General features: G+C 39.3%; 27 protein-coding genes. 19 read left to right on the plus strand and 8 right to left on the minus strand.

The window, feature by feature from the left end; translation table 11 throughout:
- Window positions 1-82 precede the first annotated feature (82 nt).
- The 6 genes from M028_RS0124660 to M028_RS31700 all read left to right on the plus strand — a co-directional run bounded on the left by M028_RS0124660 (window position 83) and on the right by M028_RS31700 (window position 5,178).
- Window positions 83-337 carry an autorepressor SdpR family transcription factor gene (locus M028_RS0124660; protein WP_026576224.1) on the plus strand — a complete coding sequence of 85 codons (255 nt, stop codon included), beginning with the start codon at window positions 83-85 and terminating at the stop codon, window positions 335-337.
- 13 nt (window positions 338-350) lie between these two features.
- Complete coding sequence (locus M028_RS0124665; RefSeq protein ID WP_026576225.1) at window positions 351-986, plus strand: SdpI family protein; 636 nt, start codon at window positions 351-353, stop codon at window positions 984-986.
- Between the two features lie 231 nt (window positions 987-1,217).
- Window positions 1,218-2,684 carry a protein adenylyltransferase SelO gene (locus M028_RS0124670; protein WP_026576226.1) on the plus strand — a complete coding sequence of 489 codons (1,467 nt, stop codon included), beginning with the start codon at window positions 1,218-1,220 and terminating at the stop codon, window positions 2,682-2,684.
- Between the two features lie 401 nt (window positions 2,685-3,085).
- Complete coding sequence (locus M028_RS31695) at window positions 3,086-3,676, plus strand: class I SAM-dependent methyltransferase (protein ID WP_051591236.1); 591 nt, start codon at window positions 3,086-3,088, stop codon at window positions 3,674-3,676.
- Between the two features lie 169 nt (window positions 3,677-3,845).
- A complete protein-coding gene (locus M028_RS0124680) occupies window positions 3,846-4,577 on the plus strand; it encodes a hypothetical protein (protein ID WP_026576227.1) in 732 nt (243 codons plus the stop codon).
- Between the two features lie 112 nt (window positions 4,578-4,689).
- A complete protein-coding gene (locus M028_RS31700; protein ID WP_051591237.1) occupies window positions 4,690-5,178 on the plus strand; it encodes a hypothetical protein in 489 nt (162 codons plus the stop codon).
- A gap of 79 nt (window positions 5,179-5,257) precedes the next feature.
- On the opposite strand, the gene M028_RS0124690 is transcribed toward M028_RS31700, so the two are convergent.
- Window positions 5,258-5,740 carry a DUF1641 domain-containing protein gene (locus M028_RS0124690; protein ID WP_026576229.1) on the minus strand — a complete coding sequence of 161 codons (483 nt, stop codon included), beginning with the start codon at window positions 5,738-5,740 and terminating at the stop codon, window positions 5,258-5,260.
- A gap of 16 nt (window positions 5,741-5,756) precedes the next feature.
- Window positions 5,757-8,693, minus strand: coding sequence for a formate dehydrogenase subunit alpha (fdhF, locus tag M028_RS0124695; protein WP_026576230.1), 2,937 nt, complete (start codon window positions 8,691-8,693; stop codon window positions 5,757-5,759).
- 310 nt (window positions 8,694-9,003) lie between these two features.
- Between fdhF and M028_RS0124700 the strand changes: the two genes are divergently transcribed.
- On the plus strand, window positions 9,004-9,351 hold the full coding sequence (locus M028_RS0124700) for a DUF2294 domain-containing protein (protein ID WP_026576231.1): 348 nt from the start codon (window positions 9,004-9,006) through the stop codon (window positions 9,349-9,351).
- A 12-nt stretch (window positions 9,352-9,363) separates the two neighbouring features.
- Window positions 9,364-10,164 carry a formate dehydrogenase accessory sulfurtransferase FdhD gene (gene fdhD / locus M028_RS0124705; RefSeq protein WP_026576232.1) on the plus strand — a complete coding sequence of 267 codons (801 nt, stop codon included), beginning with the start codon at window positions 9,364-9,366 and terminating at the stop codon, window positions 10,162-10,164.
- An 88-nt stretch (window positions 10,165-10,252) separates the two neighbouring features.
- Here the strand turns inward: fdhD and M028_RS0124710 are convergent, their stop codons facing one another.
- Window positions 10,253-11,089: an SDR family oxidoreductase gene (locus M028_RS0124710; protein WP_026576233.1), complete on the minus strand. Its 837-nt coding sequence runs from the start codon at window positions 11,087-11,089 to the stop codon at window positions 10,253-10,255.
- A 132-nt stretch (window positions 11,090-11,221) separates the two neighbouring features.
- On the opposite strand from M028_RS0124710, the gene M028_RS31020 reads away from it, so the two are divergent.
- Both M028_RS31020 and M028_RS0124720 read left to right on the plus strand, forming a co-directional pair.
- On the plus strand, window positions 11,222-12,466 hold the full coding sequence (locus M028_RS31020) for an aminopeptidase P family protein (RefSeq protein WP_035424657.1): 1,245 nt from the start codon (window positions 11,222-11,224) through the stop codon (window positions 12,464-12,466).
- 71 nt (window positions 12,467-12,537) lie between these two features.
- Window positions 12,538-13,014, plus strand: a complete 477-nt coding sequence (locus tag M028_RS0124720) for a hypothetical protein (protein WP_026576234.1) — start codon at window positions 12,538-12,540, stop codon at window positions 13,012-13,014.
- 45 nt (window positions 13,015-13,059) lie between these two features.
- Here M028_RS0124720 and M028_RS0124725 read toward each other — a convergent pair whose 3' ends face one another.
- Window positions 13,060-13,374 carry a DMT family transporter gene (locus M028_RS0124725; RefSeq protein WP_026576235.1) on the minus strand — a complete coding sequence of 105 codons (315 nt, stop codon included), beginning with the start codon at window positions 13,372-13,374 and terminating at the stop codon, window positions 13,060-13,062.
- A 2-nt stretch (window positions 13,375-13,376) separates the two neighbouring features.
- Window positions 13,377-13,745 (minus strand): DMT family transporter, encoded by a 369-nt coding sequence (locus M028_RS0124730; RefSeq protein ID WP_035424660.1) that lies wholly within the window; start codon window positions 13,743-13,745, stop codon window positions 13,377-13,379.
- Window positions 13,746-13,936: 191 nt separating this feature from the next.
- On the opposite strand from M028_RS0124730, the gene M028_RS0124735 reads away from it, so the two are divergent.
- Window positions 13,937-14,530, plus strand: coding sequence for a class I SAM-dependent methyltransferase (locus M028_RS0124735; RefSeq protein WP_026576237.1), 594 nt, complete (start codon window positions 13,937-13,939; stop codon window positions 14,528-14,530).
- A gap of 80 nt (window positions 14,531-14,610) precedes the next feature.
- Here the strand turns inward: M028_RS0124735 and M028_RS0124740 are convergent, their stop codons facing one another.
- A complete protein-coding gene (locus tag M028_RS0124740) occupies window positions 14,611-14,808 on the minus strand; it encodes a cysteine-rich CWC family protein (protein WP_026576238.1) in 198 nt (65 codons plus the stop codon).
- A gap of 153 nt (window positions 14,809-14,961) precedes the next feature.
- Window positions 14,962-16,407 carry a DEAD/DEAH box helicase gene (locus tag M028_RS0124745; protein ID WP_026576239.1) on the minus strand — a complete coding sequence of 482 codons (1,446 nt, stop codon included), beginning with the start codon at window positions 16,405-16,407 and terminating at the stop codon, window positions 14,962-14,964.
- 441 nt (window positions 16,408-16,848) lie between these two features.
- Here M028_RS0124745 and M028_RS0124750 point away from each other — a divergent pair, with 441 nt between their 5' ends.
- The 7 genes from M028_RS0124750 to M028_RS0124780 all read left to right on the plus strand — a co-directional run bounded on the left by M028_RS0124750 (window position 16,849) and on the right by M028_RS0124780 (window position 24,657).
- On the plus strand, window positions 16,849-17,880 hold the full coding sequence (locus tag M028_RS0124750) for a fatty acid desaturase (protein WP_026576240.1): 1,032 nt from the start codon (window positions 16,849-16,851) through the stop codon (window positions 17,878-17,880).
- Between the two features lie 72 nt (window positions 17,881-17,952).
- On the plus strand, window positions 17,953-18,465 hold the full coding sequence (locus M028_RS0124755; protein WP_026576241.1) for a response regulator: 513 nt from the start codon (window positions 17,953-17,955) through the stop codon (window positions 18,463-18,465).
- A 150-nt stretch (window positions 18,466-18,615) separates the two neighbouring features.
- Window positions 18,616-19,947, plus strand: coding sequence for a hypothetical protein (locus M028_RS0124760; RefSeq protein ID WP_026576242.1), 1,332 nt, complete (start codon window positions 18,616-18,618; stop codon window positions 19,945-19,947).
- A gap of 97 nt (window positions 19,948-20,044) precedes the next feature.
- Window positions 20,045-21,160: a mandelate racemase/muconate lactonizing enzyme family protein gene (locus M028_RS0124765; protein WP_026576243.1), complete on the plus strand. Its 1,116-nt coding sequence runs from the start codon at window positions 20,045-20,047 to the stop codon at window positions 21,158-21,160.
- A gap of 13 nt (window positions 21,161-21,173) precedes the next feature.
- Complete coding sequence (locus tag M028_RS0124770) at window positions 21,174-22,298, plus strand: M20 peptidase aminoacylase family protein (RefSeq protein ID WP_026576244.1); 1,125 nt, start codon at window positions 21,174-21,176, stop codon at window positions 22,296-22,298.
- Between the two features lie 33 nt (window positions 22,299-22,331).
- Window positions 22,332-23,810: an amino acid permease gene (locus M028_RS0124775; protein WP_026576245.1), complete on the plus strand. Its 1,479-nt coding sequence runs from the start codon at window positions 22,332-22,334 to the stop codon at window positions 23,808-23,810.
- A gap of 37 nt (window positions 23,811-23,847) precedes the next feature.
- Window positions 23,848-24,657 carry a GNAT family N-acetyltransferase gene (locus tag M028_RS0124780; RefSeq protein WP_026576246.1) on the plus strand — a complete coding sequence of 270 codons (810 nt, stop codon included), beginning with the start codon at window positions 23,848-23,850 and terminating at the stop codon, window positions 24,655-24,657.
- A gap of 51 nt (window positions 24,658-24,708) precedes the next feature.
- Here M028_RS0124780 and M028_RS0124785 read toward each other — a convergent pair whose 3' ends face one another.
- On the minus strand, window positions 24,709-24,903 hold the full coding sequence (locus tag M028_RS0124785) for an alpha/beta-type small acid-soluble spore protein (RefSeq protein ID WP_026576247.1): 195 nt from the start codon (window positions 24,901-24,903) through the stop codon (window positions 24,709-24,711).
- Window positions 24,904-25,043: 140 nt separating this feature from the next.
- On the opposite strand from M028_RS0124785, the gene M028_RS0124790 reads away from it, so the two are divergent.
- Window positions 25,044-26,159: an NAD(P)/FAD-dependent oxidoreductase gene (locus M028_RS0124790; protein WP_026576248.1), complete on the plus strand. Its 1,116-nt coding sequence runs from the start codon at window positions 25,044-25,046 to the stop codon at window positions 26,157-26,159.
- The last annotated feature ends 8 nt before the right edge of the window (window positions 26,160-26,167 follow it).

Raw genomic sequence — 26,167 nt, forward strand, 5'->3', positions numbered from 1 at the left:
AGGCCATTTTGGTCTTTTTTTATTTCAAAAATATGGTATTATATATTTAGATAATTAACTAAATATAAAAGGAGAGGCTTAAATGAACGAAGTTTTTAAGGCACTAGCCGATCCAACAAGAAGAAAAATTCTTGATTTGTTGAAAGAGCAGGATTTAACAGCGGGTGAAATTGCCGACCAATTTGATATGAGCAAGCCCTCCATCAGCAATCATCTAAAAATCCTTAAATCTGCAGGATTAGTTCTCGATGAAAAAAAGGGCCAGTTTATCCTTTACTCGTTAAATTCCACTATTTTGCAGGATGTCATTAAGTGGCTGCTAGATAAAAAAAGTTAAGGGGGAGAAACGTGTGAGGAAAAATAAGCTTTATTATATAACAATGGGAATTGCAATCATTACATTGCTGCTGAATCTCTTGGCGTATCCTAATTTACCGGATAAAGTGCCTGTGCATTGGGGGATCAAGGGCGAGGTTAACCGCTATGGACCTAAACTGGAACTTGTCAGCCTTGGTGCATTGCCTATTGTCTTATTTTTTTTCCTAAACTATTTACCAGTAATAGACCCGAAAAAGCAATCTTATAAATTGCATAAAAACGCCTATTCGATTATGAATCTGGTGATTATCCTGTTTTTATCCTGTATGAACCTAATTGCCATTGCAAGTGCACTTGGGATTTATGTCCCTTTTCAAAAGATAGTGCCTATCCTTTTTGGAATACTTTTCATTGTACTTGGTAATTACATGGCGCAAATTCGCCACAATTATTTTATTGGTTTTCGATCACCATGGACACTTGCCTCGGAATATGTGTGGAAAAAAACGCACAGATTTGGTGGCTATGTTTTAGTTGTTATTGGACTTATCTCTCTTATAGCAGGTTTGTTTGGTTCAATTGGTATGCAGCTATTCTTTGCGGCGTTAGTTATTGGGGTTGCGGGGATTTACTTATATTCATATTTGTTATTTAAAAAGAAATCATAGCGGTGACGTGTAGGTATATTGGTTTTTGAAGAAGTGGACAATAAAAGTGTTAATATGAGGAGTAGATGATTTAAATTCATTAAAAGAGGTGTGAAATCCACCTTATCAACGAATTTATCAGTTTTATCAGCGAATTATCGAAGCTTATCGGCGAATTTATTAGTTTTATCAGCGAATTAACACGCTTTATCAGCGAAGGAAAAAACAACCATCTTTTTTAAAGGAGTTACCATGACAAATCAAAATGAAACAGGCTGGAATTTTGACAATAGTTATGCTCGGCTTCCAGAATCATTTTTTACCGGTCAAAACCTAAACCCTGTCAGATCGCCTAATTTAATTATCCTTAACGGACCGTTAGCAAAATCACTAGGCTTGAATGTCGAGAGACTTCAGTCGGAAGATGGAATCGCAGTCCTTGCAGGCAATCGAATTCCCGAGGGCGGTTCCCCCCTTGCTCAGGCCTATGCCGGACATCAATTTGGACATTTTACTATGCTAGGTGATGGCCGGGCGCTGCTGCTTGGTGAACAGCTTACCCCTCAAGGAGAGCGCTATGATATTCAGCTTAAAGGTTCAGGAAGAACTCGGTATTCCCGCGGGGGCGATGGAAGGGCAGCGCTTGGTCCAATGCTTCGTGAATATATCATCAGTGAAGCCATGAATGCACTTGGGATTCCGACCACCCGCAGTTTAGCAGTGGTAGAAACGGGTGAGACCATTGCCAGAGAAACCTATTTGCCAGGTGCAATCCTCACCCGTGTGGCTGCAAGTCATATTCGTGTCGGTACTTTTCAATATGTGGCAAAATGGGGAAGTGATGAGGACCTTAGAATCCTCGCAGACTATACAATAAAACGCCATTACCCAGACATTGAGGTGAATGAGAATCAATACCTTTCCCTGCTAAAGGAAGTAATTAAGCGGCAGGCTGGGCTGGTTGCAAAATGGCAGTTAGTTGGTTTTATTCATGGAGTGATGAATACTGACAACATGACAATTAGTGGGGAAACGATTGATTATGGTCCTTGTGCCTTCATGGATACATATGATCCAGAAACAGTATTCAGTTCGATCGATGTTCAAGGACGCTATGCTTATGGTAATCAGCCGTATATGGCCGGTTGGAATCTTGCGCGATTTGCAGAAACACTTTTGCCATTATTGCATGAGAATCAAGAAGAGGCTGTAAATATTGCTCAGGATGCCATTTCCGGCTATATGGATTTGTATCAGAAGAATTGGCTTGCAGGAATGAGAGAAAAGTTGGGGATTTTTAACGAGGAAGAGCAGGATGCAACCCTTGTGGAAGATCTCCTCAAAATAATGCAGCAATACCATGCGGACTATACGAATACCTTCCGTGCGCTAACGATCGAAAAGATGGAAGATACTCCTCTCAATGGGACTCCAGAATTTACGCAATGGCATGAAAAATGGCTGGCAAGACGAGGGAGACAGGAGGAATCAAGAGAATCTTCCCTAGAGTTAATGCGAAACAGCAATCCTGCAGTTATTCCGCGGAATCACCGGGTAGAAGAGGCGCTCGAGGCTGCGGTAAATGAGGGAGACCTAAATGTGATGGAAAAACTGCTTAATGTTCTGTCAAGACCTTACGAATACAGTACTGAACAAGAAGAATTCTGCACTTTACCAGCACCATCAAACCTCCCTTACCGAACTTTTTGTGGTACTTGATGGTGTAAGGTAAAAAAACTAGTAGCAAAATAGCTATCCTGATAAGCCTTATTTTGTTAATCCTTTTAGTTATTTAGTACGGCCAATGCAATAGGAAAAGAGAAGAAGTGTAAACAATCTCTTTTCATTGCGGCCGGCTATTTTTTTACCCACTACGAGAAATTCATAACGATATTTATCATTAAAATCGGAAAGAGCAGTAAAATATATTACAATTTTGTGAAGTCATTAAAAGGCTTGATCATTCTATAAAATGGGATGTTATAATTAACCAGAAATCTATAAATTCTACTCGACGTTCAACTCCTTTGACTTTCCTCGAATCTTCTGAATTTCCACCCGACAGTTTATTCCTATTTCTATCATTTATTCTTAAATCAGTTAGAAGGAGCCTTTTTCCAATGGATACTAGAACAAAATGGAATATTAAACATCAAGATCGCCTTAATAAATTAGACGTACCCGCGCCAAATCTAAGATTAAAAAATCTATATCCTTATCTTCTTGGCGGCACAGCACTTGATTTTGCCTGCGGTTTAGGAGGAAATAGCCTATATCTCGCAAGTTTGAACTATCAGGTTCAAGCAGTTGACATATCTGAGGTTGCGATTAACTATCTTCAAGAACAGGCTGCAAAGGATAAACGCAATATCACACCACAAGTATGTGATTTGACGGAATTGAACAATCTTTGGTGGGAAGACACTTCGATTGATTTGGCGGTCATTACCTACTATCTAGATAGATCGTTATATCCCATGTTAAAGAAGATTATAAAAGAAGAAGGTTATTTGTTTTTTGAAACCTATTATCTCAACTCACAAAGCAAGAATAACGGGGTATCTAATCAATATAAATTGCAGCCTCAAGAGCTGCTAAAAGAATTTCGAGATTGGAAAGTGCTCTTATTTGAGGAAAATGAACAAGAGGGACGGCAAACCATCTTCGTCAGAAAAGTAAAAGGAGAGGAACATCACCCTATATCGGAATGATTCTATAACTCAATCCAATGCTGAATTCTGTAACGGTTTATTCTCTTAATCGTGAAGGTATGTATGAGCAGCACGATTTGAAAACGGAGAGCGGAACAGTTGCATCGAAATTTTTAGATGGTTTTAGCGTGGATTTAAAAGATCTATTTTATTGAAAGGATTGGTTTACATGATAGAGATGAAGGAAACTGTAGAGAAGGTTATTGAGTTTGCCCAGTCAGGAACAAATACAAAAAGTTTTCGCCCGGATTATCCTGTTTCTGAGGAGTTAAGGGAAAGGATGATGGATACCTTTAGCGATTTTATGGACTTTACGCTAGATTCCTATTTTCATGAGGTAGCTCCCTTTTTAGAGGAATATGTAGAAGAACTTAAAACGAGGGAAGAGAAAAAAGATATACTGCTGCATAATTTATTTTGGTGGCGAATTCTGTATGATGCCCATTACAATTATAGTGAAAGCTGCCTTGCGGAATATTTAGCCGAAAAGGATCGAGGGTTGGATAGGGGACCTGTGATTGAATCGTGGTTAAGGGAATCTTGGGTGGCAATCCCTAAATTCTATTATGTTGGCTATAAATATAATGACCGGTTCTTTGTAGTGGTTGATATTTTAACAGAAAAAACAATTGATGTACTAGTGTGTGACCCGCTTGCAATCCCGCCGGAAAATGGGGAAATTGTTATGGGGACGCTCATACCGTTAGGAGACGGTTTACATGCTCCAATCGTTGATTTTTACCACTTTGATTATGAAGCAAGAATCGATATAGCTAGGCATGTACACTACTATTATGATAGATTTTCAAAAAGTTCGACTCCCCATGAAACTTTTCTTCACGTACTTTCCGCTATGCTGCAAATCGAAAGAATTATCTTCGATGAAATCATGAAAAAGTAATTTCAAAATAAAACATTCATTCCATAATCATTTTTTTAAAAGGTTTTTTCCAATTTCATTTCAATATAATCTTTAACTCTTGTGCTATAATAAATAAACTTGGGGGTCTAGGATGATGGATAAAGCAATAATTGATGTATTACAATCAGTTTTAAAAAAAGAATTAGATCCAATTAATTCACGCCTTGGCGGCATTGAACAAGATGTTAAACAATTGAAAGATGGACAGGAACGGCTTGAAGAAGATGTGCAAGGATTAAAATCTGAATTAAACGATATGAAACAAGATTTTAAACATCTGAAAGATGGACAGGAACGGCTTGAAGAAGATGTGCAAGGATTAAAATCTGAATTAAACGATATGAAACAAGATTTTAAACATCTGAAAGATGGGCAAGAACGACTTGAAGAAGATGTGCAAGAATTGAAACAAGATATAAAAGATATAAAAACTGGCCAAGAACTCCTTCAAAAAAACATTATCAAAAGTCTTGGAGAATACACCGAAAAAATTGCTAACCACGTCGATAATAAGACATCTGCCTTAAATAAACGCGTATATGCTGTTGAAACTGAAATTGAACGGCTAATTCGACAGTAAAATCAAAAAGACAGATAAAGAAGATAAGGTCGCTTATCCTTCAAATAAGCGACCAATTTAAGGTTTTTTTTATTCAATTCTAATCTTCCTTCAAATTCTTCCCCATACCCTTCAAGAAATGTATCCCAAATCCCACTGCACGATTGATATCCGGGTCATTCAAGGCCTTCATGAGATCAAGAACTCCAACTTTTTTTTTTCTCTGAACAAATCCCGTTCCTTCATCAATCCCCGCTGCTAAACCACTAATCATTTTCTTAGTTTGTTCCGGTTGAAAATCGGTGAACGCCATCGATGCACTCATAAAGTTATTAATAAAATTCGTCACAGGCTCACGGTTCACCTGGTGGAGCGCGATTTCAGCGATTTTTTCCTTTGCCTGAAGCATTGCATTAGCCGAATCTAGCATTCCGCTCTGATTAAGCCCACCGACTAAATCCATAAGCTTTTTCAAAGCTTCATCCTTTTCAGCTAACTGCGCTTGCAAGTTTGCTAATTTTTCACTTTCACGCTCTTCTTTCGTAGGAATCTCTTTTTTAATCATCGTAATGGGCTGTGCCACCTAAAATACCTCCTTGTTAATCGGTTAAATGAACATACCCAGGGCGATTCCATTTACGCTGAACCTCGACCCCAGCTTGCGGATTCCGTTGTTTATTTCGCGGGTTTGTATTTGGAAGCGGATTTTTTCCCTCTTCACGAATAAGCTCCATCCGCACCTTCATTTGTTTATAAGCAGGTGTATTCGTTCGTAAATCGGTTGTTGTACCGATTAAAAAGTTAATGGCCGAGTCCTTTTCCGTTGAATTCATCGGCAAATATAGTTCGTTTGCTTTCACGCGGTCCGTAACAAGCGCCGGTAATTTTAGTGCACCAAAAGGTGAAACAAGGCGGACAATGGAACCGTCCTGAACGCCTCGGTCTTTCGCAAGCTCCGGTGACACCTCTACAAAAATTCCTGGAACTTTTGCCTGGATTCCAAGAGATTTATTTGTTAAATTTCCCTCATGGAAATGCTCAAGCATCCGGCCATTGTTGATGTGAAGATCATATTCAACCGGGAACTCCTCAGGAGCAACCCAATCTGACAGCGAGAAACGAGCTTTTTTATCTGGAAAATTAAATCCATCTACATACAGAAGCGGTGTGCTAACCCCATCATTGCTTCCCCAAAGGAAACTGTTCCAACCATCAAGGTCATTATAATTTGCTTGACTGAAAAGAGGGGAGAGGCTGGCCATTTCGGCAAAAATTTCACTTGGATGACTGTAGTTCCAATGGGCTCCTAAGCGATTGGCAATTTCTTGGATAATCCACCAATCTGGCTTTGATTCGCCAAGTGTTGGTAATGCTTGGTATAAACGTTGAACACGCCGTTCGGTATTCGTGAAGGTTCCTTCTTTTTCAAGAGAAGGCGCAGCTGGCAAAATAACATCCGCATATTGAGCCGTTCTAGAGAAAAATAGGTCCTGGACTACAAAGAAACCAAGGCTCGCTAATGCGTCGTGAACATGATTCGCATTTGCATCAACTAGCGCCATATCTTCACCAACCAAGTACATAGCTTTCATTCTTCCTTGTTTAACGGCTTTCAACATTTGAATGCTGTCAAGGCCAGGTAATCCATCAATCATGACACCGTAGGCTTTTTCAAATTTAGTCCGTGCAGCCTCATCGGTTACATGCTGGTATCCTGGAAGCCATCCCGGTAGTGTTCCCATATCACAGGCTCCTTGAACATTGTTGTGTCCGCGGAGAGGGTAGGCCCCGGCGCCAGGACGGCGATAGTTTCCTGTTGCAAGCAGCAAATTAGAAATCGCAGCGGAGGTTTCAGAACCGCCTTTGTTCTGGGTAACACCCATGCCCCAAAGAATGCAGGTACCGTCAGCATCACGAATCATTTCGGCTACTTGAATGAGTGTTTCCTGAGTAATTCCAGTGATTTTTTCTGCATAATCCAAAGTGTACCTTTCAAGGACCGTTTTGAAGTCTTCAAAGAAATTAACGTTTTCATCAATGAATTTTTGGTCATTCCAGCCCTGGTCAATTAAATATTTTGTTACGGCCATGAGCCATACTTGGTCCGTGCCTTGCTTTGGACTGATGAAAATATCGGAGCGCTCGGCCATTTCGTTTTTACGCAGATCAGCTACGATTAATTTTTGACCGTGAAGCTTATGGGCTCGCTTTATTCGGGTTGCCAAGACTGGATGTCCTTCAGCTGGATTAGCGCCGACAATGATGACCAGGCCAGCTTTTGCGATATCACGAATCGTTCCAGCATCACCGCCCATTCCAACAGTCCGGAATAAACCGTCCGTTGCAGGAGACTGGCAATAGCGCGAGCAGTTGTCGACATTGTTTGTCTCAAATACTTGCCGTGCCAGCTTTTGCATTAAATAATTTTCTTCGTTGGTTATTTTGGAAGAGGAGACAAAACCAATGGAACCTGGTCCATTCTCTTCTTGAATGGATTCTAGCTTATTTGCCACGAGGGCAAGTGCTTCTTCCCACGTAGATTCAACAAATTCGCCATTTTTACGAATTAATGGTTTTGTAATCCGTTCATTGCTATTGACAAAATCCCAGCCGAATTTCCCTTTAATACAGGTTGAAATGGCGTTAACGGGAGCATCATGGGAAGGCTGGATTTTAAGAATCTTTCGGTCCTTCGTCCAGACCTCAAACGTACAGCCTACCCCGCAAAAGGTACAAACGGTTTTGGTCTTTTTTGTACGTGTTTCGCGCATGGCAGCTTCTGCCTCTGAGACAGCTAGAATACCAGAGTAACTTGGTTCTACCTCTTTGACTAAATCAATCATCGATGTCAGCAGGCCTTGGTTCATTCCGCTCATAAAACCGGCCTCACCGAGCATCGATTTTTCCATTAAGGCATTACAAGGACAAATGGTCACGCATTGACCACAACTGACACAGGAGGAGTCATTGATATTGACCCCATTGTCCCAAAGAACCCGAGGCCGCTCTGCCTCCCAATCAATGGAAAGGGTTTCATTTACTTGGAGGTTTTGACAAACCTCAACACATTGTCCGCAGGCAATACATTGATTCGGGTCATAGCGATAAAATGGATGGGACATATCAACGGCATTCGTATCTGCTTTTGGAGAATAGGGATACTTTTGGTGCTCGATTTCCATTAAATCAACGGTGTTATGTACTTTACAGTTACCATTATTGTTATCGCAAACGGTACAGTAGAGCAAGTGGTTTTCTAACAGCCGATCCATTGCCTCCGTTTGCGCATTCTTCGCACGCGGAGAAGAAAGTGAAATGTCCATCCCATTTGAAATTGCAGTCGAACAAGAGCGAACTAGCATTCCATCGACTTCGACGATACAGGTATCGCAGGTTTGAATCGGATCTACCTCTGGAACATAGCAAACTTGCGGATGGGGAATTTCATTTTGATTGATGATTTCTAGAATGGTTGAACCTTGCTTTGCTGTATAGCTTTGATTATTTATTTTGACGGTAATCATTTTGTCGTTCATGTTTGACCTCCTTATAAAGAAAAATAAAAAACTCCACCACGAACACAGCTGCCTTTTCGTTCCGGGCAGTATGTTTGCATGGTGGAGTAGTTTAATAGCAGTCCTTGCAATTAGACCAATCCAATATTTTAAATTAAATAGAAAGACTCCATACAATCAATATATCGAGTCCATCAATGACACTATAATTATAGTGGTAATCATAAAAAATCGCAATATTTTAATTTCTCTCCAGGAAATTTCTCTTTATTTTTAAAAACGAATCATTTAATATTTTAATAAATGTTTGGAAGCACCGGAGGATGGTAAAATGTCAAAAGTAATTCATGAATTCAATGATATTATTCGCAAGCTTCGTAAAGATTTGTTCGGAAAAGGGCCGGAAAGAATTCATACGGTATTTACGGAAAACATGGCGATTTCCACACTCTATGGCAATTTGACTCCAACCGAAAAGTTTATATGCCAATCACCGGATGGAACGGAAATGGTGCATATGGCTAGAACAAAAATGATTCAAAAGGTTTATTCTGAGAATCTTCCAGAAGGCTTAGAAGAGGTCGTTGGCGCTAAATTAGTTCATCTTTTTTCAGATATTAAGGTAAAAGAAGATATTGCTGTATCTGTTTTTGTGTTTGATAAAAACATATCTTCATAGGGGGAAGTGGGCATGAATCTAGTTAAAAATCACCGAGAGATTCTCCAGTTTAAGAATGGGCGGTTCACGAATGTATCGGACAGCATCGTAACAGAATTTCCCGTAACGGTAAAAATTAATGGCGAGGAATTTGTAACACTTGTGTGTACCCCGGAGTACATCGAGGATATGGTCGTTGGTTTTCTCGCAGCTGAAGGGGTTATTCGCCAATATGAAGACATTGACAACATGTGGATTCAGGAAAAAGAGGGCATTGTCCACATCGAAACCTCAAAAATAAATCCTTTTTATCAAAATCTTCAAGGAAAGCGCTTTATTACTTCCTGTTGCGGGAATAGCCGGCAGGGGTTTGTTTTCGTGAATGATGCGATGACTGCGAAGAAAATGGATGACCATTATCATGTAAGTGTATCTGTTTACGATTGTTTCCGGTTTATTGAGGAATTGGAGAATGCGGCCGTTATTTTTCAAGAAACTGGTGGGGCGCACACGGCTGCACTATGTGATAATGATGGCATTGTTTTGAGTAGAACGGACATTGGAAGACATAATGCTCTGGATAAAATTTACGGATATTGTTTGAAAAATAATATTTCTGTTGCCGATAAAATCATTGTTTTTAGCGGTAGGATCTCTTCGGAAATTTTATTGAAGGTTGCAAAAATTGGCTGCGAAGTGATTTTGTCAAAATCAGCGCCAACGGAACTTGCCCTCCAGCTGGCAGAGGATTTGGGCATTACCACAATCGGATTTATCCGCAATGAGTCATTGAATGTGTATACACATCCGGGACGAATTGTTGAGGAGAGATGAATTTTTAGAGGGACAAAATGAACTTGGCCCCCTTTTATGGGCATTCTCTATGTCCCTCACAAATTTTGCCCTTAAAAACGGCTAGTTTCTACTGTTTAAGTTTCTTGATAATAAATGTTTCAAGTTTTTCCCACGGAAGAATATTCTTTAAAAACAAGTTTGATTTTACACCTTTTCCAATTGGGTATCTTAGTTTAGGCGACTTGACTTGGGTAGCCATTTCCGCCACTAGTTTTGCAACTTCCATCGGATCTCCATAGTCCGCTTGACCACTTTCAATTTCTGTCAAGATACTTTTCAGATAAGTAGCATAAGGGGAATCAGGATCGACCATCAAGTCATCCACATTTGTCCAAATATTCGTTTGATAGGAACCAGGTTCTATTAGCGAAACATCAATTCCTAATGGTTTAAGCTCGAGCCTCAAGCTTTCACTATACCCTTCAAGCGCATGTTTTGAGGCTGAATAGGCAGATAACCCCGGAAATCCAAACCTGCCACTAATGCTGCTCATATTGATAATTCTTCCTTGACCATTTGCCCTCATAAGCGGAAGAACGGTATTTGTCACGGCTATTACACCAAAGAAATTGGTTTCAAATTGCTTTCTGTAGTCTTCGATTGAAAGTTCCTCACTAAATCCCCCGACAGCAAAACCCGCATTGTTAACTAACACATCGATAGATGGCCACCCAGACAGAAAACTTTTAAACGCATGAATAGACTCAGGTGAAGTCACATCAAGGAGATGGACATGAATGAAATCCACTACCTGCTTTTCTTTTGCCAATTCTAAAAGTTGCTCAGATTTAGTTAAATCCCTCATCGTTGCAATTACTGTAAAACCCTTTACGGCCAATTCTATCACAGTCAACAGACCAAAGCCGCTCGAGGAACCTGTTACGATTGCTGTTTTCTTCTTCATACATTTCTCCTTTTATAAACCTTTTTCATTAATTAAAACGTATCGTGAAAGGGTTGCATAGAAAAAAGTATGAATTTTTTTATAGTATAGTATATTTAACTATATACATACCTTTAGAAGAGAGGGAATTCCATGAACAAAGATTTTTATGTAAAAAATCGCAATCTGTTATATGAACAGCTCGAAGACCGTTCACTGCTTGTTTTGTTTGCCGGGAAAGCCCCGCAAAAATCCGCTGATGAAGACTATAGGTTCACTCCCAACCGCAATTTTCTTTATTTAACAGGTATTGATGAGCAAAATATTATTTTTTTCGCACATAAAACAAATGACGCCATACAAGAATATCTTTTTATCGAAAAATCAGATCCTGTATGGGAAAAATGGATCGGAAAAACTATTACCAAAGAAGATGCTGCAAATGTCTCGGGAATCGGCAATATCCAATTCATTGAACAATTTGAATCCTTTCTGTCGCGAACACTTTTAACGAATGTATTTTCAACTATTTATTTAGACCTGGAAAGAAGAGAGCTAGATAAGGTTACGACACAAGCGCAGCAATTTGCTCAGAAAATCCAGGCGAATTACCCTTACCTGCAAATAAAAAATGTTTATCCTGATATTTGCGAACTGCGTGTTTACAAAACACCGGAAGAAATCGAAGAAATTAAAAAAGCGATTGAAATTACGAATGAAGGAATTAAAAACTTAATGAGCCACGCCAAAGCCGGTATGAAGGAATACCAGCTTGAATCCTATTTTGATTTTACGCTTAAGTCCGAAGGGGTACGGGATTATGCTTTCCCAACAATTGTTGCCAGCGGGAAGAATGGTACGATCCTTCATTATGAAAAAAATAATGCAACGGTTGAGGATGGGAGCCTTGTACTGCTTGATTTAGGTGCTCAATATCATTTTTATAACGGGGATATCAGCTATACTTTTCCGGTGAACGGTAAATTCACGGAAAAGCAAAAGACATTTTACAATATTGTTTTAAAAGCATTAAGAGAAACTACTGCACTGATCAAACCAGGTGTGCCCCATGCAAAATTGAATGAACATACAAAGAAAGTTTTAGCCGAAGAGTGCATCAAAGTAGGGCTGATTAAAGAAGAAAGTGAAATCACCAAATATTATTATCACGGTGTGAGTCATTTTCTAGGACTAGACACCCATGATGTGGGCGATTATAAGGATTTGACCTTAAAACCGGGAATGGTGTTAACCGTTGAGCCGGGTTTATATATTGAGGAAGAAGAAATTGGAATTCGCATCGAAGACGATGTTTTAGTAACAGAGGACGGTTGCGAAGTGCTTTCAAAAGATATTTTTCGTTCGGTAGAAGAAATAGAAGCATTTATGAGGAAATAATTTGAAGAGCTGCCTATGTTTTTTATAACATTATGATAAAATAATGTTTATCTAAACATATGGAGGCAACTATGCTAACTTTTGAAGAAAAACTTGCGATTATTGAGACATACCCTGAATTGGAGAGGGTGAATGTATCCCTTGGACGAGTAAATTTCCAATTTAATGAAAGTGTATATGACAAGAAAAATGTCGTTTATCACCTGCATCCAAATGGAAATGGCTTTGTCTATGCTGGTCGTATTCCCAATTACAAAACCGATGATAAAGGGATGGTCAATATTCGTGACTATTCTGCTGAGGACTTAAAACAATTGATTAAAGATGCAATCACCAGCCTATCTGCTATTGAAAAACCAATCGCTGAAGCAGCGATTATAGGCGACCTAGAAGAAGAACGATGGGTGAATAAAGAGAATGAAACTCTTCTTTTAATCAATGAAGATGAAACCTGGAATATATATTTCGGCCTAAATCTAGAGGAAACCTTTAGTACCTATGAAGAGGCAGAAGTGTTTTTAGTAGAGGAAGGCTTTAGAAGGGCTTAATTTTAAAAAAACTCCGAACGAAAAATGGTTCGGAGTTTTTTTTCCTTACGACAATACCCGAAGCCCGATGACTCCAATGATAATTAATATGACACTTAGCATTCGCCCGATGTTTTTCGATTCACCAAATAAATACATGTTGATGGTCACAGCGCCTGCTGTCCCAATCCCAACCCAAACGATATAGGCAATACTCAGTTGCAAAAAATGGAAGGAGGTATATAAAAAAGCAAAGGAAGTACAAAAACCGCCTATGTATAATATTCCATTTTTTAAAGATTTCTGTTGGCTATACATTTTTAGCCCCGCTGCACCTGTGACCTCGCAGGCTGCAGCTAAAAAAACAAACAACCAGCCCATGCTCAGGCAGCTCCTTTCGCTGATTCTTTTTCCTCTGATTTGTTATCTGCCAGATTGAGCCCGATGACCCCGATAATAATTAGAAGGATAAATAAAATCATACCTGTATTAAAGCTTCCCCCAAAAAGGAAGACATCCATTAATACGGTTCCAATTGCCCCGACCCCAGAAAAGATGGCATAAACCGTGCCTGTCGGAAGGGTAGCACAGGCATTCGGGAGAAAATGGAAATCAGTAAAAATCACTGCGATAACAAGAGCCCATTCCCACCAAGTATCTGCTGTATTAAATCCATAAACCCATATTAATTCAAACAAACAAGTTAAACCCACATAAAGCCAGGCTTTATTCAAATTCCTCACCTCTAGCATGCCCGTTTTCTATTTTATATTGCCCGATATATACTGCTCACATTAACCTAGAATACCACTTTGAGGTGCCTGTCACCACCCGGTTTTTGTGGTTTTTTGTCGAATGAAAAGAGAAACTATGATGAATTTAATTTTTTTCATATATAATGTAAGGTAGAATTTTGAGATTTTATTGTTTGGAGTGGAGGATTTTGAGTCGATCTTTTGCTAAATGGTATGATTTTTTTATGAGTCCATTAGAAAATAAAAAATTTAATGGGATTCGCAAGGAACTTCTCTCAAAGGCAGGGGGGACTGTACTTGAATTAGGTTCAGGGACAGGTATTAATTTTCCTTTATATATGGAAGTTGAAAAGGTAACTGCCATTGAACCGAGTCCATATATGATTGAGAATTCCTTAGAAAAGAAAAAACAATCGGTTGTCCCGATTGAACTGGTGCAGGCAAGTGCCGAAGAATTACCATTTGCAGATAATACCTTTGATACGGTTGTAGCCACTCTTGTATTTTGCACGATTCCCAACCCGGAAAGAGCCATGTTAGAAATGAAACGGGTATCAAAGCCGGATGGGAAAATCCTTTTATTTGAACATGTGAAAATGGAAAATCGTGTTCTTGCTGCGCTACAGGAGGGCTTAACACCTGTTTGGAAAAAAATTTGTGATGGATGCTGTTTAAATCGGGACACCTTGGAATTATTAACCGCCCATGGCTTTGATGTAACAGAGGTACATAAGTATTATCGTGATTTATTTATTTTTGCTGAGGCAATCAATAAAAAGTAACTGGAGGATTCAGGAAAGGTATTAGTATTTATAAAATATCGGTAACATGAGAAAACGCAAGGATTGTGCCCTCGCGTTTTTTAGCTTATTTTATGATCTTCCTTATAGGTATCTAAACAATTTTTGCAGATACAATGTTTTCTTAAACTTTCTGCAGGAACCAACTCTAAAATTTCATTCGGAAATGCCTCTGAGTCACACCAACAGTTTCCATGTTCTCCAGACCCTGTCATACATTGGTTATCTTCTCCACATATAGGACAATATTTATTAGACATTTACAACTCCTCCTTAACCCTTGGTGCAACATGCGGTAATTGCACTCTTTTTCTCTAATTTTAACTCATCTGAAGTTGTTTTGTTGAAAAATTATTGCGATTAATTTTTCATGAAGGAAACTAAGCAAAACTGTCGTAATCTTCCAAATTCCATTATTTAAGTGCCTTGCTCACTTTCAGCGTTTTTCCTTTAATCGTTGTATGCTCCATGGCTTGAAGGACGAGCGAGCCCTTTCCGTTAAGAATATCAACATAAGACAAATGATCCTGAATCGTAATAATGCCGATATCTTCTGCTGTAACCCCGGGAATTTTTGCAATCGTTCCAACAAAATCAATTGCGCGAAGCTTTTTCTTTTTTCCTCCGTTAAAATGGAGTTTCATAATGCCTTGGTTGATCCGGGCTGTTTTGTTATTTCTTACGACACGGCGACCGCTAATTTTTTCATCAAAAGCAGCTTTTCCGGCTTCAACCTCCTGTGATGACGGGGTTTCCATTGTCGGAATCTCAAAGCCAATGTATTTTTCAATTGCCTTAACGAATTTTCCCTCGAAAGGGGTAGCAAACGTAATCGCTTTTCCCTTATTGCCGGCACGGCCGGTTCGTCCTGTTCGGTGTACATAGCTCTCTTTTTCCATGGGCACATCATAGTTAATGACAAGTGTCACATGATCAATATCAATTCCTCGTGCTGCCACATCTGTAGCTACAAGATAACGGAAATTCCCCATTTTAAAACCGTCCATTACTGCAAATCGATCCTGTTGCTCTAATCCTCCATGAAGTCTTTCACAAGAATAATTGGCCTCGTCCAATTCAGTATAAACGTTATCAACGTGCTCTTTTGTTCTGCAAAAAATAAGACAGCTATCTGGATTTTCAAGAACTGTAACGTCTTTTAGAAGGGAAATCTTGTCGCCGTCCTTTACCTCGATTAACCGGTGCTCTATTGTATCCGTGGTAATTCCTGAAGCCGCAATATCGATATTCACGGGATCCTTCATATACTTATGGCAGAGATTTTCAACATCTTTAGGCAATGTAGCAGAAAATACCATGGTTACCCTGTTTGAAGGAAGTTCATTTATGATGTCTTCTACCTCGTCAATGAACCCCATATTTAGCATTTCATCCGCTTCATCGATGATTAGATATTTTATTTTTTCTAAAGTTAAAGTACCTCTTTCAATATGGTCCATAACACGTCCAGGTGTCCCGACGACGACATGCGTTTTTTGATTTAATTCTTCTTTTTGATTTGTAAAAGGCTCTTTTCCATAAACGGCTAAGGCTTTAATCCGTTTAAATCTTCCAATATTCGTAAAATCCTCTCGAACTTGAACCGCAAGCTCTCTAGTTGGTGTCAGAATTAATGCTTGTGGCTTTTTTTCTTCCCATTCTATTCTCTCGCAAAGAGGGATCGCAAAGGATGCGGTCTTGCCGCTCCCGGTTTGGGATTTTACAACCAGGTCCTGATTTTTCATTGCTAATGGGATAACTTTATTCTGAACCTCTGTAGGAGTATCATATTTTAAAATAGTAAGTGCTCGTGTTATTTCTTTGCTTAACTGAAAATCGTCAAAATTTTTATCACTCATGTGGTAACCTCGTTTTTTTATATTATCCGATCGTTATTTAGGTTTCTCGTAAAGAAATTTCATATGCAAATCGAATATGTTTCATTATACTTGAAACCCAATCAAATCACCCATTATTTTAAAGTAATCTACTTTAACATGACACATGCAACTCCTGCTACTAACAAGTCTAATTTTCTTCCTATATACCTTATATACCCAAAACAAGAAGGGAATTACAAAATGCAGATTTTCATTCTTTTCTCGTATTGTAACTCATAAGAAGTTTTTTTTTTGAAAAAAATAAACACGGAAATTATCGCAAATTAAGATACGCATGTATATAAAAATCAGCTCGTACATGACATTTGTCATATCGTGTACATGACACCTGCTACTAACATGTCTAATATTCTTCCTATATACTTTAAATAACGACAGAACAAGAAGGGAATTACAAAAATGACCCTAGAAAACACGAAAAATTTAAAAAAACAAGTTGCTCCCTTTGAAAAATCAACGACAAAAGAAAGTGTCTGGCAGCTCATCAACACAGTCGTACCATTTATTCTGTTATGGTACCTTGCCTATATTAGCCTTTCCGTTTCTTATTGGTTAGCATTGGTTCCCATTGTGTTAGCTTCAGGCTTTTTGACACGAATTTTCATTATTTTTCATGATTGTACCCATCATTCCTTTTTTAAAAACCGCAGTGTCAACCGGATCATTGGAACTTCAATGGGAGTATTAACCCTTTTCCCGTTTGATCAATGGGGACATGAGCATTCTGTTCATCACGCGACGAGTGGCAACTTGGATAAGCGCGGCACTGGAGATATATGGACACTTACAGTGGAGGAATATTTAGCGGCACCACTTAGACTGCGTTTAGCCTATCGTTTTTATCGTAATCCATTTGTTATGTTTGGATTAGGACCGATTTATGTTTTTCTCCTTAAAAATAGATTTAACCGTAAAGGTGCAAAAAAGAAGGAACGCTTAAACACTTATTTAACGAATGTTTTAATCGTTGCACTCGTTGGATTGCTCATTTGGGCAATCGGCTGGCAGTCGTTCCTATTGGTAGAAGGTTCTATTTTCTTACTATCTGGTGCTGTTGGAATTTGGTTGTTTTATGTACAACACACATTTGAAGATTCTTATTTTGAAGAAGACAAAGATTGGGAATATGTAAAGGCAGCGGTTGAAGGAAGTTCTTATTATAAGCTTCCGAAGGTTATCCAATTCCTTACAGGTAATATTGGTTATCACCACGTTCACCATTTAAGTCCTAGGGTTCCAAATTATAAACTTGAAGAAGCACATAATCAGACGCTTCCATTACAAAACGTACCAACCATTACCCTTGCTACAAGTTTGCGCTCTCTAAAGTTCCGCCTATGGGATGAGGAAAGCAAAAATTTTATAAGCTTTCGGGAGATTAAATATTTAGCAAAACGCAATATTACAGTCCAAGTTAAACCTGAACATTAATTTTTAGAGACTCTCCTTCATATAAGGGGAGTCTCCTTAATTAGACACCCCAGATAAGGAGAGAGAACCTAGATGATTCGAATTGTCATTGCTGAGGATCAAGAACTGCTTTTAGGGGCAATTGGTTCCCTGCTTAATTTGGAAGAAGATATGGAAGTGGTTGGCCAAGCAGGTGATGGGGAAGAGGCCCTTGCACTTGTAAAGCAACTACAACCAGATATTTGCCTGATGGATATCGAGATGCCTAAAAAGAGCGGACTTGAGGCAGCAGAAGCTTTAAGGTCAACTGGATGTAAAGTGATTATTTTTACAACCTTTGCGAAGACTGGATATTTTGAGCGAGCCTTAAAAGCGGATGTTAGAGGTTATTTATTAAAGGACAGTCCGAGCGAAGAGTTGGCTTGCTCGATCCGCCGCATTATGGCTGGAGAGCGGAGTTATTCCCCAGAGTTAATAGAAGATGATGATCTTGTTTTTGAACCTTTATCCGCCAATCAACCTTCAAGCCAAAGAAGTGATACGATTGGAACGGTTAGAAATTATATTTCAACTATAATGGAAAAAATGAAGTTACCGACTGGTTGAGATATGACTATTTGAAAGATATTCGGGCTTGCCTATATGGCAAGTCCATTTTGTTTTTAGGGCGGAGAAAGAACGACCCAAAGATATACGTAACCATGATATACTAGAAAATGGTATCACTTATTTAATATAACGGTGGGAGTTGTCATAATGGTCGCGATAGGTGTGTTAGGTTCAAACCTTTATATTGATGCAATATCTCCATATTATCATTTATTTCCGGAAATCTCGTTTATCAACTATACATATGATTCCCCGTGGGAAATTAATCATTTGATTGATCAAGCCGGGAAAGAGGTGGATTTTTTACTTTTCTCGGGTGCAATCGCGTATTATTTCGGGCAAAACAAAATAAATGAAATCCAATTGATGGCTACCTATGTTCCATTTAATGAATTCGTTGTTTCGCTGTCATTGTTTTCAATTTACTTTCATGAAAAAATCCCGTTGGAAAAGATTTCGATTGATTTGCCTAAGCAGGAATTTTTAGAGAATGTCTTAAAAGAAATCCATATTACGGACCCAACTTTATTTGTGAAAGACTACCCATGGGTTTATGACGTAGAAGAAAAGAAGGCAGTCTTTGATATTACACAATTCGTTCAGTTCCATGCGGATTTATATAAAGCGAAAAAAACACAATTTGCTTTAACAAGTATACATGCCGTATATGAAGAGTTGCAGAAATTGTCTATTCCTTCTATTTATATGGTTCAGCCGAAGCAATCCCTAAAAGAAGGATTAGAAAGGGCAGTGACGTTAACTAGATTAAAGAAAACAAAGGATTCACAGATCGCTGTCATCTCGATAAAAATAGCAAATTATCCAACCCAACAGGAAGAACAAGTTTTTCGCCTGCAGATTCTGCAGCATTTAAACCAAATGGCAAGGCAATTAAATGCAAGAGTATCACTGGACCAACATCAGCCATTTTTTATTTATACGAATCGCGGCTCAATGGAGGTTGCTCTGAAAGAACAAAATCTGCAAAAAATCCTTGAACTTGAAGGAAAAATAAATTCGCCTTTACAAATCGGAATCGGTTATGGATATACGATGAATGAGGCCGAAAACCATGCGACAGAAGCCTTATATTTTACCGAAAAACAGGCAACAGAAAAAACAACTATTTTTATATTAGATGAAGACAAAAAACTGATTGGCCCTTTGTTTGAAAATGAAAAACAATATGTCTTAAAAAATGAAAATCAACATATCCAATCTTTAGCGGATCAACTTAAAATGACGGCGAAAAATCTAATCCGCTTTTTTGATTTCGTTCGGCTTCATCAATTTCGTTCATTCTCGGCACAGGAATTGGCAGATTATTTAGCGGTAAGCCGGCGTTCTGCTGAGAGGTTAATTAAAAGATTTCTTGAAAAAGAATTACTTACAATTACGGGGGAAGAGCAGCCATATGACCAAGGACGCCCGCGGGCACTTTATAATATTTCGGATAAGCTAAAAAAATATTTCTCCTAAAAGGATTGTTTTTTGAAAATTTACAGTATATTATAAAAATAACCGATTAGCGACAATAAAACGACGCTGTCGCAAATGTAGAGGAGGAAAAAACACCATGAAAATTATTAAAGCAGATATTATTGGAATCCATTTACCATTACAATCCCCATTTATTATTTCGTACGAAACATATGATTATATGCCATCGATTATTGTGAAACTCGAAACGGAAGATGGTCTTGTCGGATATGGAGAAGCCGTTCCGGATGAACATGTAACAGGGGAATCATTTTTTAGCGGAATTGAAATTTTAAAACATCAGTTACTGCCTTTTATCATGGGAGAAAGTCCTTTTGCCATTGAAAAAATTCACCATATTATGGGTAGCCGAATCCATGGCAATCCGGCAGCAAAGGCTGCGATTGATATCGCATGCTATGACCTGATGGGTAAATATTCGGCCAAGCCAGTCTATGATTTAATCGGCGGAAAATTTCATAATGAACTTACCTTTGCAAAGGTATTAAGTATTGAAGAACCGGAAGTGATGGCTGAAAAGGCCAAACAGGCGCTTGCTCTCGGATACAGTTCTTTAAAACTAAAGGTTGGATTTGATCTTTTTAAAGATTTAGAACGAGTAAAAGCCGTTCGAGAGGCAGTTGGCTATGAGGTGCCGATTCGAGTCGATGTTAACCAAGGCTGGAAAGATTATTCGACTGCAGCCCAGGCACTTCCATTATTAGAACCGCTCAGAATTTCCTGGCTGGAACAACCGATCAAGATGGGAGATATTGACGGACTTGCAGAGCTTCGAAAGAAAACGGTGATTCCGATTATGGCGGATGAAAGTGTACATGACGGTTCCGACCTAAATGAAATTATCAAGAAAAATGCTGCTGACAAAATCAATATTAAATTAATGAAATCAGCGGGGATTTATCCTGCGATTCATATGGCTAAAACAGCTGAATATGCAGGTCTTTCCTGCCAAGTTGGGTCAATGGTCGAATCCTCGATTGGCTCTGCAGCTGGATATCATACTGCGATGGCCAGAAAAAATATCACCAGCACAGAATTAACCGGGCCGTTGTTATTCAGTAAAGATATTGGTGACCTTGAGTATCAAATTCCTTTTGTGGTACTAAGCGAAAAACCTGGTTTAGGTGTTGAAGTGAATGAGGGAACGCTTCAAGAATTAACGATTAAAAAAGAAACTGTTCAATCCAAGTAATGAGGGAATATAGATGAAAAAAACACTAGAAAAATTAAGCCCAATCATTTTTGAACTATTTGAGCATTTCCATCAAAATCCGGAAGTCAGCTGGAAAGAAGTTAACACCACTAGCTTCATAGCAAATTTTTTAAAGAGCAATGGGTGTGAGGTTAGAACGTTTCCGGACCATACAGGAGTAGTAGGGGAACTAGGAAATGGCCCCCTAACGGTTGGGGTTCGCGCGGATATGGATTCTTTATGGCAGGAAGTGAATGGGAGGTTTCAAGCCAATCACTCCTGCGGCCATGATGCGCATATGACGATGGTGTTAGGCACGCTGCTTCTTTTAAAAGAAATGCAATTAGAACTGCCGGGACGGCTAAAATTAATTTTCCAACCGGCAGAGGAAGTAGGGGATGGCGCCTTAAAAATGATTGAAAAACAAGTAATCGATGATATTGACTTTTTGTACGGAGTTCATTTACGGCCTATTCAGGAACTTTCGATGGGGACGGCATCACCGGGTATTATTCACGGGGCCGCTGAAACCGTATCCGCTAAAATTATTGGCTTTGATGCGCATGGTGCTCGTCCTGATTTAGGGGTGAATGCCATAGAAGTGGTTTCCGCGATTGTCGAGCAATTAAAAGGAATCCGTTTGAACCCGTTTGATTCTTTCTCTGTAAAAATGACTCAAGTCAGCGCAGGAGGGGATAACACGAATGTTATTCCCGGATCTGCCCAATTTCATTTAGATTTACGGGCGCAAAAAAATGAAACGATGGATATGCTAGTTCAAAAAGTTGACCATATTTTACAGCAAGTTGCCTCACTTTTTGAGGTGAAGATTGAATTTGAACATAAAGAAAAGGTTTATGCTGCTGTGGTAAATCCCAAGGCACAGAAAATTATGGCGAAGGCGATTGCAGAAGTCATTGGTGATGAAAATGTTATGCCTGCAGTCATCACACCTGGTGCGGAGGATTTTCATTTTTACACAAAAGAACGCCCGCATTTGAAAGCCGCGATGCTGGGTTTAGGCTGCGACTTAGCCCCTGGTTTGCATCACCCGAATATGTCGTTTAATCGAGATGCCCTTTTAAATGGAATTGAAATTTTAACTCGAACTGTTCTTGCGACTTTTAAACAAAACTAGTTAGTTTTTATTAATGAGAAAAGAGGTGCATATATGAATAATACGGCATTACAAACAGAAAAAGAAACGAATTTTTCCGAACACCACCATCTGAAACGGAATCTTCAGGCGAGACATCTCACCATGATTGCCATCGGTGGTACGATTGGTACCGGGTTATTTCTGGCAAGCGGGGGAACAATCAGTCAAGCGGGCCCGGGAGGAGCAATCGTTGCTTATATCTTAAGTGGTTTAATGATGTTATTTCTAATGACAAGCTTAGGAGAAATGGCCACGCTTTTGCCGATTTCCGGGACCTTTAGCACCTATTCCTCTAAATTTGTCGATCCTGCCTTTGGTTTTGCTCAAGGCTGGAATTATTGGTATTATTCAGCCATGATTATCGCTCTAGAGTTATCGGCTGCCGGTTTAATTATGAAATTTTGGCTGCCAAATGTTCCGTCCATTTTCTGGAGCGTTCCTTCTCTCGCTATTATCTTTTTATTAAATTTTTTATCTGTAAGAGGTTATGGGGAAGCAGAATATTGGTTTTCAATTATTAAAGTTGCTACAATCATTCTCTTTTTGGTGATTGGGGTCTTGATTATCTTAGGTATAATGGGTGGTCACTCTGTCGGATTTAAAAATTTTACCGCAGGAGAAGCCCCTTTTAAGGGTGGTTTTGCTTCTATCATTAGCGTTTTCATGATTGTTGGTTTTTCGTTTCAAGGTACGGAAATGGTTGGTTTTTCTGCTGGGGAAAGTGAAAATCCTAGGGAGAATATGCCCAAAGCCATTCGACAGATTTTTTGGAGAATCTTGTTATTTTTTATTTTTTCCATCATCATCATTGGATTCCTTGTACCTTATAATGATCCAAGACTATTAAACTCTGATAATGTTTCAGAAAGTCCGTTTACATTAGTTTTTGAACGAGCAGGACTGGCTTTTGCAGCTTCTGTAATGAATGCTGTTGTTTTAACGGCTGTACTCTCCACCGCTAATTCCCAAATGTATGCCGGCTCACGGCTTTTATGGACAATGGCGAAGGAAGGAAATGCTCCAAAATTTTTAACAAAAGTAAATTCACGTGGAATTCCTGCAAATGCACTTTATGCAACAACAGCTGTCGGGATGCTTGCATTTTTAACATCGATCTTTGGTGATGGAAAGGTCTTTTTCTGGCTGTTGAATGCCTGCAGCTTATCAGGATTTCTTGCCTGGATTGGAATCGCTGTCAGCCATTACCGTTTCCGTAAAGGCTATGTGGCTCAAGGAAGAGATTTAAATGAATTACCTTTTAAAGCAAAGTGGTTTCCATTTGGCCCTTTCCTAACATTGGCTTTATGTATGGTGGCTATCCTTGGACAAGACTATAAGGCATTTTTAGGAGATAAGATTGACTGGAATGGCTTGCTTGTTACCTATTTGGGGATTCCAATCTTTTTGGCGGCTTGGTTAGGCTATAAATTTATTAAAAAAACAAAGGTTGTCACATTGAAAGATATGGATTTCGAGCATGAAGATGTATAATCATTTTTAGGACAATTTCAAAAAGGAGGTATACTGAATGAGCGAAAAGAATATCGTTATTCGTACTCTCGAAACAATTGATGAGCTGGAAGAATTGAGAAAATTGGAATCGCTGATTTGGAGTGAATACGAGTCCATACCAAGCAGTCAAACCATTACGGCCATTAAAAACGGCGGCATGGCATTGGGCGCTTTTTTGGAAGACGAACTGATTGGTTTTCAATATAGTTTTCCGGGTTTTAAAAATAATAAGATTTATCTCTGTTCTCATACACTAGGAATTCATCCCGAATATCGTAAACTGGGGATTGGCGAAAAACTAAAGCTTGCCCAAAAGGAAGAGTCATTAAAAATGGGATATGATTTAGTTACATGGACATATGATCCTCTTGAAACAGTAAATGCCTATTTGAATCTCCATAAGCTTGGAGCAAGATGTTCGACTTATGTAGAGAATTGTTATGGGGAAATGCAGGACGATTTAAATCAAGGCATGCCGTCCGACCGGTTTACGGTTGAATGGTGGGTTAGGGAGGATTTGGTTGAAAGGCCAAGCGAGTATGATGTAGAGGGCCGTTTGTTACTCAAGGTTTACCGTGATTCAGAAGAAAACTTGAACCCAAGTGAAACGGTTCTGGAGCTGGATACTGCGGAAGGCTTCCTCTTTGTTCCGGTACCGAGTAATTTTCAAACGCTGAAAAAAAAGAATCCTGAGCTTGCGATAGCATGGAGAATGAAGACCCGTGAGGTATTTATTCATTATTTTAAAAATGGCTGGACGGCAATTGATTTGTTAAGAACAAAGTCTGATCCGGATTTGTGTTATTATGTATTGAAAAAATTGTAACTTCTTTGTGAAGGCTGTCCCAAATTTGGGACAGCCTTTTGAAATCAAAGGTTATTGACCTTGTTGATTTCGTAAGGATTGTTCAGCATATGCAACGAGACGCTTCGTCATTTCGCCGCCCACTGAACCATTTGCTCGCGCGGTCGTATCAGCACCAAGTTGAACTCCAAACTCGTTGGCGATTTCCTCCTTCATTTGATCCAGAACATTGCCTGCACCAGGAACCAAAAGTTTGTTTCTAGCCATGATTCATCACTCCCGCCGAAGTTTTTGAGCAAAAGAACATGCTCGTATATAATGTAACCTATATACAAATCCTGATTCCGATTGAATGGGATATATAAATGGATAAATTTGTAATTAATATTGAAAGAAAAGGTGTCATGATGCAAAAAATTATTGTAATCGGAGCTGGGATTCTCGGTGCTTCTACCGCGTACCACCTGACCAAACTAGGTGCACAAGTTACTATGGTTGACCGGGAAGATTCTGGCCAAGCAACCGATGCCGCAGCCGGAATAGTCTGTCCATGGCTATCACAGCGGAGGAACAAAATATGGTATCAATTAGCAAAAGGCGGCGCCCGTTACTATCCAGAATTAATCGCAAAATTAGAAGCAGACGGTGAAACAGAAACCGGATATAAACGGGTGGGTGCTTTAAGTTTACACAACGACCCAAATAAACTCGAACAGATGGCAGAACGGGCACGAAAACGGAGAGAAGATGCTCCGGAAATCGGTGAAATCAAGATTCTGTCACCAGCAGAAACAAAAAAACTTTTTCCACCTTTATCAGAGGAATTCGGTTCTGTTTATGTCAGCGGGGGAGCCCGTGTTAATGGCCGAGCACTTCGAGATACTTTAACACGTACAGCGATTAAGAATGGAGCGACTTTTTTAAAAGGGGATGCATCGCTCCTAATAAAAGAAAACCGGGTAATGGGGATTACCTTGGAAGAAAAAACTTTACTTGCTGACCATGTAATTGTTACTTCAGGAGTATGGGCAAAAGAGCTTTTAGAGCCTCTAGGCATTGAGTTTTCCGTAAAACCGCAAAAAGCACAAATCATTCATTTACAGCTGCCTAAAACGGATACAAGTTCATGGCCAGTTGTCATGCCGCCACATACCCAATACATCCTTACTTTTGATAATGGACGCGTTGTTGTGGGATCCACACATGAAAATGATATAGGGTTTGATACCCGTGTAACAGCAGGCGGAATCAATGAAATCTTAAGTCAAGCCTTAGAAACGGCACCGGGATTAGCAGACAGTACTGTCCTCGAAACAAGAGTTGGTTTCCGCCCCTTTACTCCAGGGTTTTTACCAGTAGCCGGACCTTTGCCTGATTGGAATGGAATTTATGTTGCCAATGGGTTAGGTTCATCTGGGTTAACTAGCGGTCCATACCTCGGTGCAGAACTCGCTAAATTAGTCACAGGACAGGAAACAGAGATTGATTTAAATAACTATAATATTAAAAATGCTATTTTGTAGAGGAGCAC

It is taken from the genome of Bacillus sp. UNC438CL73TsuS30, assembly GCF_000482325.1.
Taxonomy (GTDB): Bacteria; Bacillota; Bacilli; order Bacillales; family Cytobacillaceae; genus Neobacillus.

Coding starts and splice junctions, on each gene's coding strand:
- M028_RS31700 (WP_051591237.1), top strand. CDS start 4,690: ATGATGGATAAAGCAATAATTGATGTATTACAATCAGTTTTAAAAAAA.
- M028_RS0124745 (WP_026576239.1), bottom strand. CDS start 16,407: ATGAGTGATAAAAATTTTGACGATTTTCAGTTAAGCAAAGAAATAACA.
- M028_RS0124750 (WP_026576240.1), top strand. CDS start 16,849: ATGACCCTAGAAAACACGAAAAATTTAAAAAAACAAGTTGCTCCCTTT.
- M028_RS0124755 (WP_026576241.1), top strand. CDS start 17,953: ATGATTCGAATTGTCATTGCTGAGGATCAAGAACTGCTTTTAGGGGCA.
- M028_RS0124660 (WP_026576224.1), top strand. CDS start 83: ATGAACGAAGTTTTTAAGGCACTAGCCGATCCAACAAGAAGAAAAATT.
- M028_RS0124670 (WP_026576226.1), top strand. CDS start 1,218: ATGACAAATCAAAATGAAACAGGCTGGAATTTTGACAATAGTTATGCT.
- M028_RS0124770 (WP_026576244.1), top strand. CDS start 21,174: ATGAAAAAAACACTAGAAAAATTAAGCCCAATCATTTTTGAACTATTT.
- M028_RS0124780 (WP_026576246.1), top strand. CDS start 23,848: ATGAGCGAAAAGAATATCGTTATTCGTACTCTCGAAACAATTGATGAG.
- M028_RS0124725 (WP_026576235.1), bottom strand. CDS start 13,374: ATGGGCTGGTTGTTTGTTTTTTTAGCTGCAGCCTGCGAGGTCACAGGT.
- M028_RS0124710 (WP_026576233.1), bottom strand. CDS start 11,089: ATGAAGAAGAAAACAGCAATCGTAACAGGTTCCTCGAGCGGCTTTGGT.
- M028_RS0124700 (WP_026576231.1), top strand. CDS start 9,004: ATGTCAAAAGTAATTCATGAATTCAATGATATTATTCGCAAGCTTCGT.
- M028_RS0124730 (WP_035424660.1), bottom strand. CDS start 13,745: ATGCTAGAGGTGAGGAATTTGAATAAAGCCTGGCTTTATGTGGGTTTA.
- fdhD (WP_026576232.1), top strand. CDS start 9,364: ATGAATCTAGTTAAAAATCACCGAGAGATTCTCCAGTTTAAGAATGGG.
- M028_RS0124785 (WP_026576247.1), bottom strand. CDS start 24,903: ATGGCTAGAAACAAACTTTTGGTTCCTGGTGCAGGCAATGTTCTGGAT.
- M028_RS0124720 (WP_026576234.1), top strand. CDS start 12,538: ATGCTAACTTTTGAAGAAAAACTTGCGATTATTGAGACATACCCTGAA.
- M028_RS0124775 (WP_026576245.1), top strand. CDS start 22,332: ATGAATAATACGGCATTACAAACAGAAAAAGAAACGAATTTTTCCGAA.
- fdhF (WP_026576230.1), bottom strand. CDS start 8,693: ATGAACGACAAAATGATTACCGTCAAAATAAATAATCAAAGCTATACA.
- M028_RS0124680 (WP_026576227.1), top strand. CDS start 3,846: ATGATAGAGATGAAGGAAACTGTAGAGAAGGTTATTGAGTTTGCCCAG.
- M028_RS31020 (WP_035424657.1), top strand. CDS start 11,222: ATGAACAAAGATTTTTATGTAAAAAATCGCAATCTGTTATATGAACAG.
- M028_RS31695 (WP_051591236.1), top strand. CDS start 3,086: ATGGATACTAGAACAAAATGGAATATTAAACATCAAGATCGCCTTAAT.
- M028_RS0124740 (WP_026576238.1), bottom strand. CDS start 14,808: ATGTCTAATAAATATTGTCCTATATGTGGAGAAGATAACCAATGTATG.
- M028_RS0124790 (WP_026576248.1), top strand. CDS start 25,044: ATGCAAAAAATTATTGTAATCGGAGCTGGGATTCTCGGTGCTTCTACC.
- M028_RS0124760 (WP_026576242.1), top strand. CDS start 18,616: ATGGTCGCGATAGGTGTGTTAGGTTCAAACCTTTATATTGATGCAATA.
- M028_RS0124765 (WP_026576243.1), top strand. CDS start 20,045: ATGAAAATTATTAAAGCAGATATTATTGGAATCCATTTACCATTACAA.